The sequence below is a fragment of the Brevibacterium sp. CT2-23B genome, assembly GCF_013168765.1.
Classification (GTDB): domain Bacteria; phylum Actinomycetota; class Actinomycetes; order Actinomycetales; family Brevibacteriaceae; genus Brevibacterium; species Brevibacterium sediminis.
Map to the genome: position 1 here is coordinate 97502 of NZ_JABBYK010000003.1, position 14621 is coordinate 112122.

Annotated in this window: 10 protein-coding genes; all 10 read right to left on the minus strand. The window is 66.8% G+C overall.

Annotation, left to right across the window (positions count from 1 at the left end; genetic code table 11):
• Position 1 precedes the first annotated feature (1 nt).
• On the minus strand, positions 2-1075 hold the full coding sequence (locus HIM68_RS09065) for an LD-carboxypeptidase (protein WP_172171559.1): 1074 nt from the start codon (positions 1073-1075) through the stop codon (positions 2-4).
• The gene (locus tag HIM68_RS09070) at positions 1068-2723 is read right to left on the minus strand and encodes an ABC transporter ATP-binding protein (RefSeq protein WP_172171561.1); all 1656 of its coding nucleotides are present in this window, start codon (positions 2721-2723) and stop codon (positions 1068-1070) included. The genes HIM68_RS09065 and HIM68_RS09070 overlap by 8 nt, the downstream gene beginning before the upstream one ends.
• Positions 2723-3706 carry an ABC transporter permease gene (locus HIM68_RS09075; protein WP_253903868.1) on the minus strand — a complete coding sequence of 328 codons (984 nt, stop codon included), beginning with the start codon at positions 3704-3706 and terminating at the stop codon, positions 2723-2725. The genes HIM68_RS09070 and HIM68_RS09075 overlap by 1 nt, the downstream gene beginning before the upstream one ends.
• Complete coding sequence (locus HIM68_RS09080; protein ID WP_367647486.1) at positions 3706-4881, minus strand: ABC transporter permease; 1176 nt, start codon at positions 4879-4881, stop codon at positions 3706-3708. The genes HIM68_RS09075 and HIM68_RS09080 overlap by 1 nt, the downstream gene beginning before the upstream one ends.
• A gap of 162 nt (positions 4882-5043) precedes the next feature.
• Positions 5044-6864, minus strand: a complete 1821-nt coding sequence (locus HIM68_RS09085) for an ABC transporter substrate-binding protein (protein WP_172171563.1) — start codon at positions 6862-6864, stop codon at positions 5044-5046.
• 183 nt (positions 6865-7047) lie between these two features.
• On the minus strand, positions 7048-8601 hold the full coding sequence (locus tag HIM68_RS09090) for a diaminopimelate decarboxylase (RefSeq protein ID WP_367647487.1): 1554 nt from the start codon (positions 8599-8601) through the stop codon (positions 7048-7050).
• 167 nt (positions 8602-8768) lie between these two features.
• Positions 8769-10673: a CdaR family transcriptional regulator gene (locus HIM68_RS09095; RefSeq protein ID WP_172171565.1), complete on the minus strand. Its 1905-nt coding sequence runs from the start codon at positions 10671-10673 to the stop codon at positions 8769-8771.
• A gap of 150 nt (positions 10674-10823) precedes the next feature.
• Positions 10824-11603 carry a response regulator transcription factor gene (locus HIM68_RS09100; RefSeq protein ID WP_253903869.1) on the minus strand — a complete coding sequence of 260 codons (780 nt, stop codon included), beginning with the start codon at positions 11601-11603 and terminating at the stop codon, positions 10824-10826.
• Positions 11603-13096 carry a histidine kinase gene (locus tag HIM68_RS09105; protein ID WP_172171567.1) on the minus strand — a complete coding sequence of 498 codons (1494 nt, stop codon included), beginning with the start codon at positions 13094-13096 and terminating at the stop codon, positions 11603-11605. The genes HIM68_RS09100 and HIM68_RS09105 overlap by 1 nt, the downstream gene beginning before the upstream one ends.
• Before the next feature lie 104 nt (positions 13097-13200).
• On the minus strand, positions 13201-14565 hold the full coding sequence (gene gabT, locus HIM68_RS09110) for a 4-aminobutyrate--2-oxoglutarate transaminase (protein WP_172171569.1): 1365 nt from the start codon (positions 14563-14565) through the stop codon (positions 13201-13203).
• Positions 14566-14621: the final 56 nt, after the last annotated feature.

A 14621-nucleotide genomic window follows, 5' to 3' on the forward strand; every position in this document is an offset into this window, starting at 1 on the left:
ATCATGCCTGCCCACCCGCGTGATCCACCCACAGCCGCGGCCGTTCCCCGGGCTCCGCCTTGAGCGTGACGTCGACGCCGAGTGGGGCGCTCGGCGCATCGGGATCGTGGCCGAAGCCCATCTCAGACACGATCGGGATTCCCAGACCGCCGAGGTAGTCGATCATCAGCGCCTCCACCTCGTGGACGGGCGCGCAGTCCTCCCACGAGCCGAGCACCACCGCATCCGCCGAGGTGAACCACCCGCCGCGGACCAGCTGCACCATGAGATTGTCGAGCCGGTACAGCTCCTCGTCGACGTCTTCGAGCATGAGGATGCTCGGACCCCGATGCTCGCGTCGTTCCCGCACGTCGATGAGCTCGGGACTGCCCATCCCCGCGGCGATGAGACTGAGATTTCCCCCGCCGAGGCGGCCCCTCGCCGACCCAGGAACCAACGTCTGCGCCCGGCTGAGCGGGCGGGTCGCAGCGGTCTGCTCCGCCGCAGCGGTGCCCTCCGTCGTACGGTCCTGAGTGGTCGAAATGGTCACGTCCTCTGCGGGGAAGCCGAGTTCGCGACCGCCCCAGGGATGGAACAGCCACGAGGCCACCTCGTCGGGGACGACCGTCGAGTTCTTGAACGGGTCATTGCCGACCATCGGGCAGAACAGAGTCGCGACGCCGAGGTGGTGTTCCCAGGCCTGGTGGAGTGCGGTGATGTCCGAGGAGCCGGTGAGCAGCTTGGGACGGCCGTCGCGGCGCAGCATGTGCCGGCGCATGAGGTCGAAGTCGATGCCGTCGAGCAGGCGCATGGCTCCGAAGCCGCCACGCAACGCGATCACCGCATCCGTGTCCGGATCGCACCACGCGTCGACGAGGTCGGACCGGCGCTCGGCATCAGTGCCGGCCAGGTACTTCACCCGCGGGTGCCGGCTGCGGACGTTGGCCCCCAGCACGACGTCGAAGCCCCAGGATTCCAGCTGGGCGATGGCTCGCTGCAGCGATTCCTCGTCGGTGGGCCCGGACGGCGCGATGAGGCGAACGGTGTCACCGGGCGCCAGCGGTGCAGACTCGAGATATGGGCTCGACTTACTCATTCCTCACCAGACTCTGACTTCCCAGTCGGGGAACCGCGGCGAGCAGCTCCTGCGTGTACTCGTGCTGCGGATCGGACAGCACCCTGTCGACCTCACCGTATTCGACGATCTCCCCTCTCTTCATCACCGCCACCGTATCCGCGATGTTCCAGGCCAGGCCGAGGTCGTGGGTGATGATGAGCGCACTCATCCCGAAGTTCTTCTTCAGCGCGAGGAACAGCGACAGGATCTCCCCGCGCACCGAGGCGTCCAGCGACGCCACGGGTTCATCGGCGATGAGCACCTGCGGGTCGAGAGCCAGTGCGCCGGCGATGACGACGCGCTGCCGCTGTCCGCCGGAGAGCTCCTGCGGAATCGACTCGAGGTAGTCCTCGGCCGGGGTGAGCTCGGCGGCTTCGAGCGCGCCGATGACCCTCTCGTACTCCCGGTCCTTGATTCCCTGCACCTTCAAGCCCTCGACCACGGCCTCGTACACGCTGCGTTTGGGATTGAGCGATCCGGCCGGGTCCTGCAGAATCATCTGCACCTTCTGCCGAAATGCTCGCAGCTCCTTCGCCTTCTTCGGCAGAGCCTTGCCCGCGAACGACAGCTGCGAACCCGCTTCCACCTCCTGCAGACCGAGCAGCGACCGTGCCAGAGTCGTCTTCCCCGAGCCGGACTGGCCGACGACGGCGAGGATCTCCGCCTTCCGCAGCTGCAGGTCCACACCGCGCACCGCACGTTCACGACCCCGCCGGGTGTCGAAGGAGACGCTGAGATCCTTCGCCTCGAGCACCACCTCATCCGTCATGGTGAACGGTTCGGCCCGGACCACCTCGGCGGGTTTGAGTGTTCGGGGATTCAGCCGGGATTCGGGGTCCCCGATCTGCGGAAACGCACCGGCCAGCTGCTTCGTGTAGTCCTCCTGCGGAGACAGGCACACTTCGTCGCTCGGTCCGTATTCGACGAGGCGGCCGTGACGCATGATCGCGAGTTTCGCGCACACGGCCGAGAGCACGGCGAGATCGTGGCTGATCATCAGCAGCGAGATCCCGCGTTCGGCGACGAGGCGGGCCAGGCCGGACAGGATCTGCTTCTGCACGATGACGTCGAGAGCCGTCGTCGGTTCGTCGGCGATGATGATATCGGGCTCGCAGGCGAGCGCCATGGCGATCATGATGCGCTGCTTCTGCCCGCCGGAGAGCTCGTGCGGATACGCAGTCGACTTCGCCGCCTCGAGGTTGACCTCGGCGAGGAGTTCGAACATCCGGTCGCGGCGCTTCTGCGGGGTCGTCCACGTGCCCTTCGAGTGATGTTCGAGGGCTTCGATGATCTGACTACCGACCTCGCGGACGGGGTTGAGAGAGTGCAAGGCGCCTTGGAACACGATCGAGGCCTGCGCCCACCGGACCGCGCGGATCTGGCCGAAGCTCAGCTCCCGGATGTCCTGCCCGCCGAGGAGGACCCGACCGTCGAGGCGCGCGGACTTCGGCAGCAGGCGCAGAGCCGACATGATCAGGGTCGACTTCCCCGACCCGGACTCCCCCGCGATGCCCAGAGTGGCACCGGCGGGCAGGTCGAGGCTGACGTCTTCCACGGCGACGACGTCGCCGCGGTCGGATGAGGAGCGGTAGGTGATCGAGACGTTCTCGAATTGCAGATCGGTCATCAGCGGCTCCTCAGGGCAGGGTTGATGATGGCCTCGAATGCGCGCCCGACCATCGTGAAGGCGAGCACGACGAGCAGGATCGCGATGCCCGGGGTGAGCACGTACCACCAGTAGCCGGAGGTCGCCGCGGACACGTCCATCGAGTTCTTCAGGATCGTGCCCCACGATTCCTTCGACGTGTCCCCGAGGCCGAGGAACGACAGCGTCGATTCGGCGATGATCGCCCCACCGACGGTCAGCGTCGTGTTCGCGAGCACGAGCGGCATCACCGCCGGCAGCAGGTGCCGGAACAGGATATGGGAATGACCGGCACCGAGGATGCGCGCCCTTTCGATGTAGAGCCGAGATTCGACGCTCAACGTCTGCGAGCGCACGATCCGTGCGGTCGACGCCCATGAGGTCAGTCCGATGGCGACGACGATCGTGAAGACACCGCGCTCGAGCACGGAGGACAGCACGATCGCGAGAAGCAGGGACGGCAGGACGATGAAGAAGTCGACGATGCGCATGATGATGCCGCCGAACAGTCCCGTGAAGTGACCTGCGGCCAGGCCCATGATGGTGCCGATGATCATCGACATGACGGTCGCTGCGACGCCGACGAGGATCGACACGCGCGCTCCCCAGAGGATGCGCACCCACAGCTCCCGTCCCAGGTCATCGGTGCCCAAGGGGTGGTCGAGGCTCGGCGGGGCATAGCGCGGCACGTCGAGCTGCTTCGTGACGTCGAGCATCGAGGCCGGGGCGATGAGCGGTGCGGCGATCGCGATGACGATGAAGAAGAGGAGCACGACGGCGCCGATGAGCGCCGGGACGTCGGAGCGGAAGAGCGCCCAGTTCTTCTTCGCGTTGTTCAGGCGGCGTTCGCGCACGAGCTTCGCGCCGTCGACGACGGGGGTGAATCCCCGTGTCTCCGAACCACGCGGATTCGGTTCGTTCGATGAGGGGCCGGGGACCGCCTCGGCGGGGGTGTTCGCGCTCATCAGGCCCTCCTGACGCGGGGATCGAGGAATCGGTAGACGATGTCGGCGGCGAGGTTCATCACGATGATGATCGCCGAGAACACGACGAAGGTGCCCTGCAGCAGCGGCAGGTCGGGGCCGCGGATGGCCTCGAAGGTGAGTTTGCCCAACCCCGGCCACGAGAACACGGCTTCGACGGTGACGGCGCCGGCGATGAGCCCGCCGATGTGGAGGAAGACGACGGTGACGGTCGGCAGCAGCGCATTCGGCACGGCGTGACGGCGGCGGACCTCATCCTCGGTGAGTCCTTTTGCGCGGGCGGTCGTGAGGTAGTCCTCGTTCATCTCCTCGAGCAGGGAGGCGCGCATGATCATGAGGAACTGCGCATAGACGACTGCGACGAGCGAGACGACGGGGAGGATGAGGTGTTTGATGACGTCGATGATTCCGGCCGGTGACCACGGGTCGAGGCCGGGGGTGATCATGCCGCCGGTGGGCAGCCATTGGAGGGTGCCGCCGAAGATCATGAGCAGGATGAGGCCGAGCCAGAACGTCGGCACGGACCAGAAGATCAGCGAGGTCGAGGACGCGAGCTTGTCGAACAGGGTGTTGCGGCGCCAGGCCGAGATCTGTCCGAGCCACAGGCCCAGGACGATGGCGATGACGGCCGCGGTGGCGGTGAGCAGCAGCGTCGGGCCGAGGTATTCGCCGATGAGCGAGGACACGGATTTCCGGTACACGTAGGACTCGCCGAGGTCGCCGGTGACGATGCCGACGAGGTAGTCCCAGAACTGGACGATCACGGGTTTGTCGAGTCCGTATTGGCTGCGCAGTTCGGCGATCTGCGCCGGCGACATCGGCCGTTCCTTCGCGATCTTGAGCACGGGATCGCCGGGCAGCATCCGGAAGGCGAAGAAGCCGAGCACGATGACGAGGACCATCGAGGTCGCGGCCCCGCCGAGCTTGCGCAGGAAGTAACGGGCGAACGATCCGCCGGCCGGTGGTTCGTCCATATCGACGGTGGCGGGGTTCGCGTCGGCGGGGTTCGCCGGGTCGGCGGGGTTCGCGTCGGCGGTTGCCGCGGATCCCTTCGCCGAGGCGGGGCTGGGGTTCGTGGGGTCGGTGCCCGGGTTCGCCGTGCCCGGTCCTCGGTCAGGGCGATCCCCGGACTGGGGATCGTGGGTGGGTGTGCTCACTGTGGTGCTCCAGGTGGTGGGGACGGGACCGTGGGCCCGGGTGCCGCAGGTGGTGCGGACTGGCCCGTGAGTCCGGGTGCCGCAGGTGGTGCGGACTGGCCCGCGGGTCCGGGTGCCGCAGGTGGTGCGGATGGTGCGGCACCCGGACTGTGGGTGTGGGGACTATTCGCGGTCGTCGGACTTCTTGCGACGGCTGAGCAGCCAGCCGCCTCCGCCCAGGACGACGATGACCGCTGCCGCGATGCCGATCCACCCTCCTGCGCCCATTCCGCCGCCGGTGGCTTCCTCTTCGCTGACGGGTTCGACCGAGGAATATCCCCAGTAGCCGACCTGGTTGGCGATGGCACCGCCGTCGCTGGGCTGTTTGGTGAAGTTGTCGAACCGGTCGGAGCGGTAGGCCTCGAGCTGGTTCGGGTACCACAGCGTCACCGAGGGGGCTTCCTCGTAGTGGATGGCCTGGGCCTTCTGCACGAGGTCCTGACGCTTGGCCTGGTCGAGCTCGACGTGCTGAGCCTGATAGAGCTTGTCGAATTCCTTGTTGCACCAGCCGTCCTGGCTGGTGCCGCCGTTGCCGTCGGCGTCGGGGCGCTGACCGCAGGTGTTGATGCTCAGCTGGTAGTCGGGATCGGGATTGATCGACCAGCCGGAGAAGTACATATCGTAGTCGCCCTTGGTGGTGCGTTCGGACACCGTGTCGACGTCAGAGGACTCGTTCTTCAGGTCGATGCCGATGTCCTTCATCCACGGTTTGAGGAACTTCGCGGTGCTCTGTTCGATCGGCGCGTCGGCGTCGGTGAGGAAGCGCAGCTGCAGCTTCTCACCGTCCTTCTCGCGGATGCCGCCGGATCCTTCCTTCCAGCCGGCGTCGTCGAGGAGCTTCTTCGCCTCGGCCACGTCGAATCCGCTGATGACGGAGTTGTCGGACTTGAGTGCCCAGTCCGGGTAGACGGCAGGAATGAAGCTCGTGGCCGGCTGCGCATAGTCCTGCATGACCTGTTTGCGCAGGGTCTCGGTGTCAATGCCGGCGCGGATTGCCTGGCGGACCTTCTTGTCCTTCAGCGCCTCATTGCCGGTGCCGAATTCCTTGCCCTTGGCGTCGGCGACGCCCGGGTTGATGGAGATTCCATTGAAGCGGCGGCCGTTGCCGTCGTTGAGTTCGACGTTGTCCGCGTTCTCCAGCGCCGTGAACTGGTCGGGGCTGAGCCCGGTGATGAAGTCGACTTCGCCGGAGCGGATCGCCTGCACCTGCGCATCTGAGTTCGTGTAGTAGCGGTACTGGATCTCGTCGAGCTTCGGCTTGCCGCGCCAGAAGTTCGGGTTCGCCTTGAGCGTGATCGACTTGTTCGCCTCGTAGCTCTCGAGCTGGAAGGGTCCCGAGCCGACGGACTTCTCATCGTTCTTGAATTCGCCGGGCTTGTCGATCTTCGACCAGACGTGCTCGGGCACGACGGGGATCTCTTGGCCGGGGTTGTTCGCCTGCGGCTTCTTCAGAGTGATCTTGACGGTGCCGTCGTCGGGGGCCTCGACCTTGTCGAAGTTTTCGACGAGGCTGCCGTTGGCCACCGCCATCTCTTCCTTCTCCATCATCTGGTTGTAGGTCCAGGCGACGTCTTTCGAGGTCAGCGGTTCACCGTCGGACCATTTCATGTCCGGACGGATCGTGTAGGTCCAGACCTTGCCCTCGGAGTCCGTGTTCCATTCGGTGGCGAGTCCCTCGGTGATCGAACCGTCCTTGGCGTCGTTGGCCACGAGGTTCTCGTACATGTACCGGAAGGTGTTCGTCGGCACGAGGTAGAAGGACGTGAACGGGTTGAAGGAGTCGATGAAACCGTCGGTGGCGATCCGCAGCACGTTCTCGGAGGCCGGAGCCTCCGAGGTGGCGGCCTGCGCCGGGGAGGTGGCCATCGATCCGGCAAGGGCGAGTGCTGCGACGCCGGCCAGGCACCGTTGCCAGCCTCTGCGCAGTGAGTGTGAAGTGAACATCTTCGTCTTTCTTCTCGTGCGGTGATTCACTTGTCCTCCCCTGACCCGGGTGAATCGGGGTGTTCTCCCGGGTCAGAGCAGATGTGTTCTCCATCACTCTACGTTCGAAGTGACGTGAAAACGGCACAACAACACACAAATATGCCAGCCGGTCACTGTGCAGATGCCACAGGCGACTCGAAATCAGCTGCCGTGGGCGAGGGGGTCGGCAGCGGTTTCGCGATCGTCCGGGTTCAGCGCACGTCCGTCCGGGCTCAGCGCGCGGCTCGCCGGGCTCAGCCCGCGGTTCGCCGGGCTCAGCCCGCGGTTCGCCGGGCTCGGTGGGCGCAGTTCGGTCTCGCCCGCCTCGGCGAGGATCTCAGCGATCGTCTGCCCGCGGCGGATGATGCTGAACTCGATGCCGCCGTCGGGAGCAGTGCGGTAGCCGAAGATCGGCACCCGCGGGAGCAGATTATAGGAGAACGGATTCGAGAAGTAATAGGCACCTGTCTCGGGCACGGCGACGAGGTCACCCGCGTCGAGACGCGGCAGCATCCGATCCCGGGCCAGGAGGTCGCCGGAGAAGCAGGCGGGTCCGGCGACGTCGGTCGGGACGACCTCGGTGTCGGCTTCTTCGGCGGTCTTGGGGTTCCCGTCCGGGGTGAACGGCAGGATCCGCAGGGGCCAGTCGTTCGGGGCATAAGCGGTGCGGGTGGCGACTTGGACGCCGGCCTGGGTCATGACGATGCGGCGCCCGCCGGTGGTCTTCGCGTATTCGACGCGGGTGAGGATGGTGCCGGCCTTGGCGAGGAGGGCGCGGCCGAATTCGGTGACGATGTCGAAGCCGAACAGGCCCGGCACCTCCTCCTCGAGCACCGAGCGGTAGTCGGCGAAGGTCGGGGTGATGTCCTCACCGTCGAAGTTCACCGACAGTCCCCCGCCGATGTCGATGCGCGTGATCCGCCTGGTCGAGGCACGGGAGTTGATCTCCTCGGCGAGGTCGACGGCGGCGCGGATTCCGACGGCGGCCTTGTCGAGGCTGATGCCCTGCGAGCCGGAGTGGACGTGGATCTGGCTCAGCCATGGGCGAGCGAGGTAGGCCTCGATGAGGGCCTCGCGGGCACCCGGGTCGGCGAGGCCGATACCGAATTTCGAGGTTTCGGTGGCGGTGCTCAAGGCGCCGATCGCGCCCGTGCCCGACTGCGGATTGATGCGGATTCCGATCTTCGCCGAGGCGGGCGCGGCGTCTGTGACGGCCGTGCTGTTCCGATCCGCCAGGATCGTGTCGAGGCGGGAGAGTTCGTCGAAGTTGTCGACATTGATCGAGACGCCGAGGTCGACGGCCCGGCACAGTTCGGCCCAGGTCTTGGCCGGGGAGTCGAAGACGATGCGGTCGGGTGCGAACCCGGCCGAGAGGGCGAGTTCGAGTTCGCCGGGGCTGGCGACCTCGCAGCCGGCTCCCGCCTCGGCGAACCGGCGCAGCAACGACGGCAGCGGCACCGCCTTGCACGCCACTGCGTGGAGCACCTCGCGATCTGATGCGAATGCCGAGGTCAGCCGGTCGAAGGCGGTGTCGACCCAATCAAGATCCATGAGTCCGAGCACAGCCGCCTCATCGGTCAGCGCCGGGACGGAGTCCGATTGCGCGGAAGCGTTTGCCGGCAGTGTGGGCACCGAATCCGATTGTGCAGGAGCCGAATCCGACTGCGCGGAGGCATGTGCCGACTGTGCCTGAGCGGCTGCGCTGTGAGGCGACACGCTGTTCTCCGCGATCGTTCGGATTGCTCGGGCGCGACGGTTCGGAATCGCATGATGATGACTGGGCATAACGTCCTTCGTTCGAGATCTGTTGTCACTTTAGGACGGCTGACCTCGAAGAACGCACGATAATTCGCCAATGTTCGCGGGGGCTGATTGTAGGTTTCTCACGACCGGTCGTGAGCGAGCACGGAGAGTTCGAGCCAGAGCCGCTCGGCCGGTTCCGCCGTTGAGAGTCCGGTGATCTCCTCGATGCGGCCGAGACGGTGTCGCAGCGAATTCGTGTGCACATGAAGTCGGCGAGATGCCTCGGCCGAGTTGCCGACCGTGGCGAAGTAGACGCGCAGGGTCTCGAGCAGGCTGCCGTTGTGCTGAGAGTCGTGAGCTGCCAGTGCCTGCGCCGGACGGAGTACTCCTGCGCCCGACTGAGCCCGCTGGCCGGTGGGTGCTCGTCCGTCGGCCGGTCCGGGCCCTCCGCCGATCACGCGCTCATCTGCGGCCAGCAGCGTATCGGCGACCTGCAGACCCACGACCCTCGCTGCCACGTCGCGGATGGTCGCCCCGACGATTCGGCCGTGAGTACTCGGACTTGCGCGCGTAACCGAACTCTTCTGTGGGGTCGGGTCCACGTCCTCGTCGTCCGCGCCAGGCCCCGCCTCGGTGACAGCCTGCACGGCGTCGACGACGTATGCGGCTTCGGTCCACGACCGGTGCACGGCATCGAGGCGGTCGACCGGGGTGCCGACTCCGAAGCACAGGGTCTCCGACTTCGGCAGGGACCTGCGCAGAGCGGCGATGACGTGATCGCGCACCTGTTCGGCGTTCATCGGCTCGCTCATCTGCACCAATGCCGCGAGGTGGACCCGCTCCCCGGTTCCGGATCGACCCATGCTGACATCTGCCGGGCCGACAGGGACAGAACCATGTCCGGCGTGTGCGGCACCGGCAGAGCTCACGTGCGCGAGGACGGCATCGGCGAAGGCGGCCCGCAGATGGAACCGCAGGACGGGCTCTCGGTCGGGGGTTACCTCGGTGAAGGCAAGGACGCAGTAACTGCCCGAGAACGGCAGCGACAGCAGGGTCGCCGACGGCCCGAGATCGGCCGAGCCGGCGAGGATCCCGCCAAGAGCCTCCCGGCGGATGCGCTTCTCGAACGGTGACCGACGCAGGGTCCGCAGCATCACGGGCAGGGCCGCGCGGGCGGCGTCGCGCAGCACCTCGCGCAGCGGTTCGGGGTCGACCTCGGCCGGGTAGGCCGCCCAGATCGTCCCGATGAGTTCGCCCTCGCTGCGCAGGGCGATGACCGATCGAGCCGGTGATGTGCCTTCGGCGGGACGTTCGACGACATCGGTGGAACGGCGGATCGTGTCGAGGAACCCGGATTCCTCGAGTTCGGCGATCCGCCAGTCGGGAATAGCCCCGGACAGGATCGTCTCGCGACGGATCTCATCGAGTTCGTCGCCGAGGTTCGCATGCGCGAGCACTCGCGAGGCCGGGTCCTCGATCGTGATCGACGCGCCCGTGGTTTCGGCGATGACGGCGGCCAGGGCGCTGAGGTCGTCGACATCAGGCCAGGCCAGGGCGCTCGTCGCCCCCTCGATGAGCTGTCGCAGATGGACGAGGATCTCCGACCACGTCACATGCGGCGATCGTTCGAGGAGGACCGGAGCCCGGCCCGCACTCCCCCGCAGATCGGCCTCGTCACCGAGGTGGCTGTGCGTTCCGGGCGGGACGACGAGAGCGGCGGCTCCCGCATAGTCGGTCAGCACGGAATCGAGCCCGGCAGGGCTGCGCACCGGCTCGGTGACGAGGACGACTGTGCCGTTCAAGGAGCCGTGGTCGGCGGCCTCGGGGGTCGAAGCCGTGCGCGGAGTGGCGCGTGCAGCGGAAAGCGGAGCCGTGCGTGGAGCAGTGAGCACTGCGGCCGACGGCTCTGTAGAGGCGGCTGGCAGGTCGAAGCCGAATTCGACTCGCGCGACCGCGACGTCGTCGGCCACCTCCGTCAGCGGCAGGAGGAACCCCTCCGTGTCCCGGATCAGGCGGGACAGTCGCGGACTCGCGGTGTCGGTCATGCTCCCACTGTAGTCAACGACCGACAGTGGTCGGGAGGGTCCGCGTCAACGGAACCGGTCGCCTCGGTGGGGTGGGATGAACCGGACGGGCCGGCCACCTCGGCGGGGTGGGGTTGAGTCGAATCAGCCAGCCGCCTCGACGGGGGCAGATCATTCCGGGGAGAAGAATTTGAACTGGAGGGCGCGGACGACGAGCTGGGCGAGATTGCGCGCCCCCAGCTTGAGACGCAGGTTGCGGGCGTGCGACTTCATGGTGGACATGGCCACCGATTGGTCGGCGGCGATCTCCTCGTAGCTGTGGCCCTGGCAGAGCAGGGTGAGCAGCTCCATCTCGCGGGCGGTCAGCTGCGGTGCCGAGTCGGGGGCGTCGGGCAGGGGATCTCCGCTGATGACGATGTCCTCGGCCAACCCTCTGAGCAGTTCGGGGCTCTCCCCCGCCGAGGCGGCCCGCACGATCGAGACGAGTTCCCTCTCCCCGGCCGTCTTGTTGATCACGGCGAGTGCGCCGGCTTCGAGCCCGCGAGCGATTCCCGGACCAGGCGATACGGTCGTCAGGAGCACAACACGGGCTTCGGGGTCGAGGTCCATGATCGCCGCCGTCGCATCGACGCCGCTCATTCCCGGCGGCATGTTGACGTCCATGAGGACGAGGTCGGGACGCTCGGCGTCGAAAGCGGCGATGGCCTCTTCGCCGGAGTGCACCGGGTCGAGGACATGGAAGGAACCCGCATCATCGAGCGCCGCTGCCACCGCTCGTGTCGTCCACGAATCGTCATCGACGACGAGCACGGAGGTGCGTGCGGCGGAGTCAGAGGTCATGTCGTGGTCGGCCTGCGGCATGGTCGTCTCCGGTCTCACGTGAGGGGCCGCCTCCGAGGTCCGGTGCGGGGCCGCGGTGGTGTGCGCGGCCGTGTGGGAGTGCGACGCCATCAGGCGTCGACCTTGTCCCGGCCGCCCTTCGTGCGGGTGCCATTGCTGTGGCTGCCGCTGCTGTGGCTGCCGTTGCTGAGCCGGTAGGTCTCCTCGCCCGAGAGGTCGGAACCAGCGGTGTCCGTGCCCGTGAGTCGGTCGGGGGCGTCGGTGGCGGCCGACTCAGCAGAGATCGGCAAAGTACCTGTTGCCTCGGCGCTGGTGTCGAAGTCATCATCGACGACGTCGATCATGACCACATTCGAGGAAGACCGCACGGTATGCGATTTCGAGGAAGTCGGCGCGGACGGGGAGACGAAACGGACCGGCAGGGCCACCTCGACGACGGTTCTCCTCCGTTCATCCTCGTCCACCCGGCAGACGCCGCCCACGGCCGTGGCCCGGCGGGACAGCGACCTCGGCGCCTTGGTCAGGGCGGTCGGGGATTCGTTCGTGCTGCGGCAGAGCAGTTCGGCCCGGTCACCGCGCTCACCTCGCATTTCGACGGCGAGGGTGGCGGGGGTGCCCGGAACGGAGTGGCGGATGACATTCGTGGCGAGCTCGAGCATCACGGCCCGGAAATGGTGTGACAAGGTGCCTGTCGCGTGGGTCGGCAACGGGGCGAGCTCGGTGGTCAGCGGAACGGAACCGGCCGCACACCCATCCTCGATCGCGGTCGTCAGCTGCTCCGCCTCGGCGCGGAACCGGACCCGAGAGGTGGCGGAGTCCCCGGAGCAGGCCTCGGTCTCCCACCTGCTCAGGCTCGTCACCAGCTGTCGCAGCCGTTTCGTGGCCTCGGCGTTGACCAGCGCCAACTCGGCGAGGAGGCGGTCCGCGGTCTCGGGATCGTTTTCCTTGGCCAGGGTGCGGATGATCGCGGATTCGGTGGTCAGCGAGTGCGAGATGGTGTCGTGCATATCGCTGGTGAACCGGGCGCGCATGGCATCGAGTGACTTCTGGTGGTCGACGGCGGCGCGTTCGCGGCGGTCGATCTCACTGCGGATTCGGGCTTCGACGAAGGACGCGCACAGGCCGAGGGTCGAGTAGGTCAGCCAGCCGTAGCCGAGGTCGGTGAACCCTTCGAAGCCGGCGTCATAGGATCCGAGGCGGGTCGATACGCCGAGGTAGACGGCCAGTCCGACGGTGCCCAGCGCGAAGCCGATCCAGCGGCGGCGGCTGATCAGGACCGCGGTGGCGAGGATGAGCGCCTCGGGGAACATGTTCTCCAGGTCCGGGTAGAGCATGGAGAAAGCGATGCCCAGTCCGGTCGTCGCGATGACGATGCTCAGCGGCAGGAAGCCGGCTAAGACGATGAGTCCGTAGGCGAGGATGAGCAGGCCTGCGTAGCGGGGTTCGGTGATCTCGAACGACCCGGGCACCAGGATCGTCAGACCCATGATGAGGGCCAGCAGACGGATCGGCAGATCGATGAAGCGCGGCCCCCGAAGGAAGTGCCACACTCGGGCCGGAACGCTCGCTGACGTGCCGGTCGCGCTGTCGATCTCTGAAGTCATGGCCTCTATTGTGCTACAACTGCCTCCCCCGAACTACCTGAGGGCGGCCCAGCAACCTCGCGCGAGGTTGCTGGGCCGCCGTCAGGTAGTAATTGGGAGGAGGGTCAGCCGAGGAGTTCGGCGAGGGCTGCCTCGATGACGTCGAAGGCGTCGCCCAGAAGCTCGTCGGAGATCGTCAGCGGCGGCAGGAAGCGCAGGATGTTGCTGAAGGTTCCCGTGGTGAGCACGAGGACGCCGTTCTTCGCGCAGTAGTCCGCGATCTTCTTCACCAGATCCGCGTTCGGCTCGATCGAATCGTGCTCGACGAACTCGGCGGCGATCATGGCACCGCGGCCACGGATGTCGCCGACCTCGGGGTACTTCGACTGCAGCTTCGTCAGGCGGTCGACGATGATCTCTCCGATGGCCAGGGCGCGCTCGGGCAGCCCGTCCTCTTCGTAAGAGGCGATGGCGCCGAGTGCTGCGGCACAGGCGGCGGGGTTGCCGCCGTAGGTTCCGCCGAGGCGGCCCGGTCCGACCGAGTCCATGATGTCCGCGCGACCGGTCACGGCCGACAGCGGCAGACCGCCCGCGATGCCCTTGGCCGTGGTGATGAGGTCGGGCACGATGCCCTCCCACTCGGAGGCGAACATCTTGCCGGTGCGGGCGAATCCGGCCTGCACCTCGTCGGCGACGAAGACGATGCCCTTCTCGCGGGCGTAGTCGACGAGCGTGGGCAGGAAGCCCTCGGCCGGGACGATGAAGCCGCCCTCACCCTGGATGGGTTCGATGACGATCGCGGCGACGTATTCGGAGCCGATCTGCTTCTCGATCATCGTGATGACGCGCTTGGCTGCGTCCTCACCGCTGATCTTCGTGCCGGCCGCATCGTTGTCGCGGTACGGGTAGGACATGGGTGCGCGGTAGACCTCACCGGCGAAGGGACCGAAGCCGGCCTTGTAGGGTGCTGCCTTCGCAGTCATCGCCATGGTCAGGTTGGTCCGACCGTGGTAAGCGTGGTCGAAGACGACGACGGCGTCGCGACCGGTGTGGGCGCGAGCGATCTTCACAGCGTTCTCGACGGCCTCGGCACCGGAGTTGAGCAGCACGGTGCGCTTCTCGTGGTCACCCGGAGTGAGGCGGTTGAGGGCTTCGGCGACCTCGACGTAGCTCTCGTACGGGTTGACCATGAAGCAGGTGTGGGTGAAGGCCTCGAGCTGGGCCTTCGCGGCCTCGACCACGCGGGGGTTCGCGTTGCCGGCCGTGGTCACGGCGATGCCCGAGCCGAGGTCGATGAGCTGGTTGCCGTCGGCGTCCTTGAGGATGCCGCCGCCGGCCGCGACCACGTAGGCGGGCAGGCTCGAACCGACACCGGTCGCCACGGCTGACTTGCGACGTTCCTCGATCTCACGGGACTTCGGTCCCGGAATCTCGGTGACGATCTTACGTTCCTGCGGCAGAGCTTCGCCGCCAATTTCCAAAGCTGTCATAAGGGGAAGAATAGGGGTTATCGACGCTTTTTGTCACTTACCGTCCGAGGGCTGAG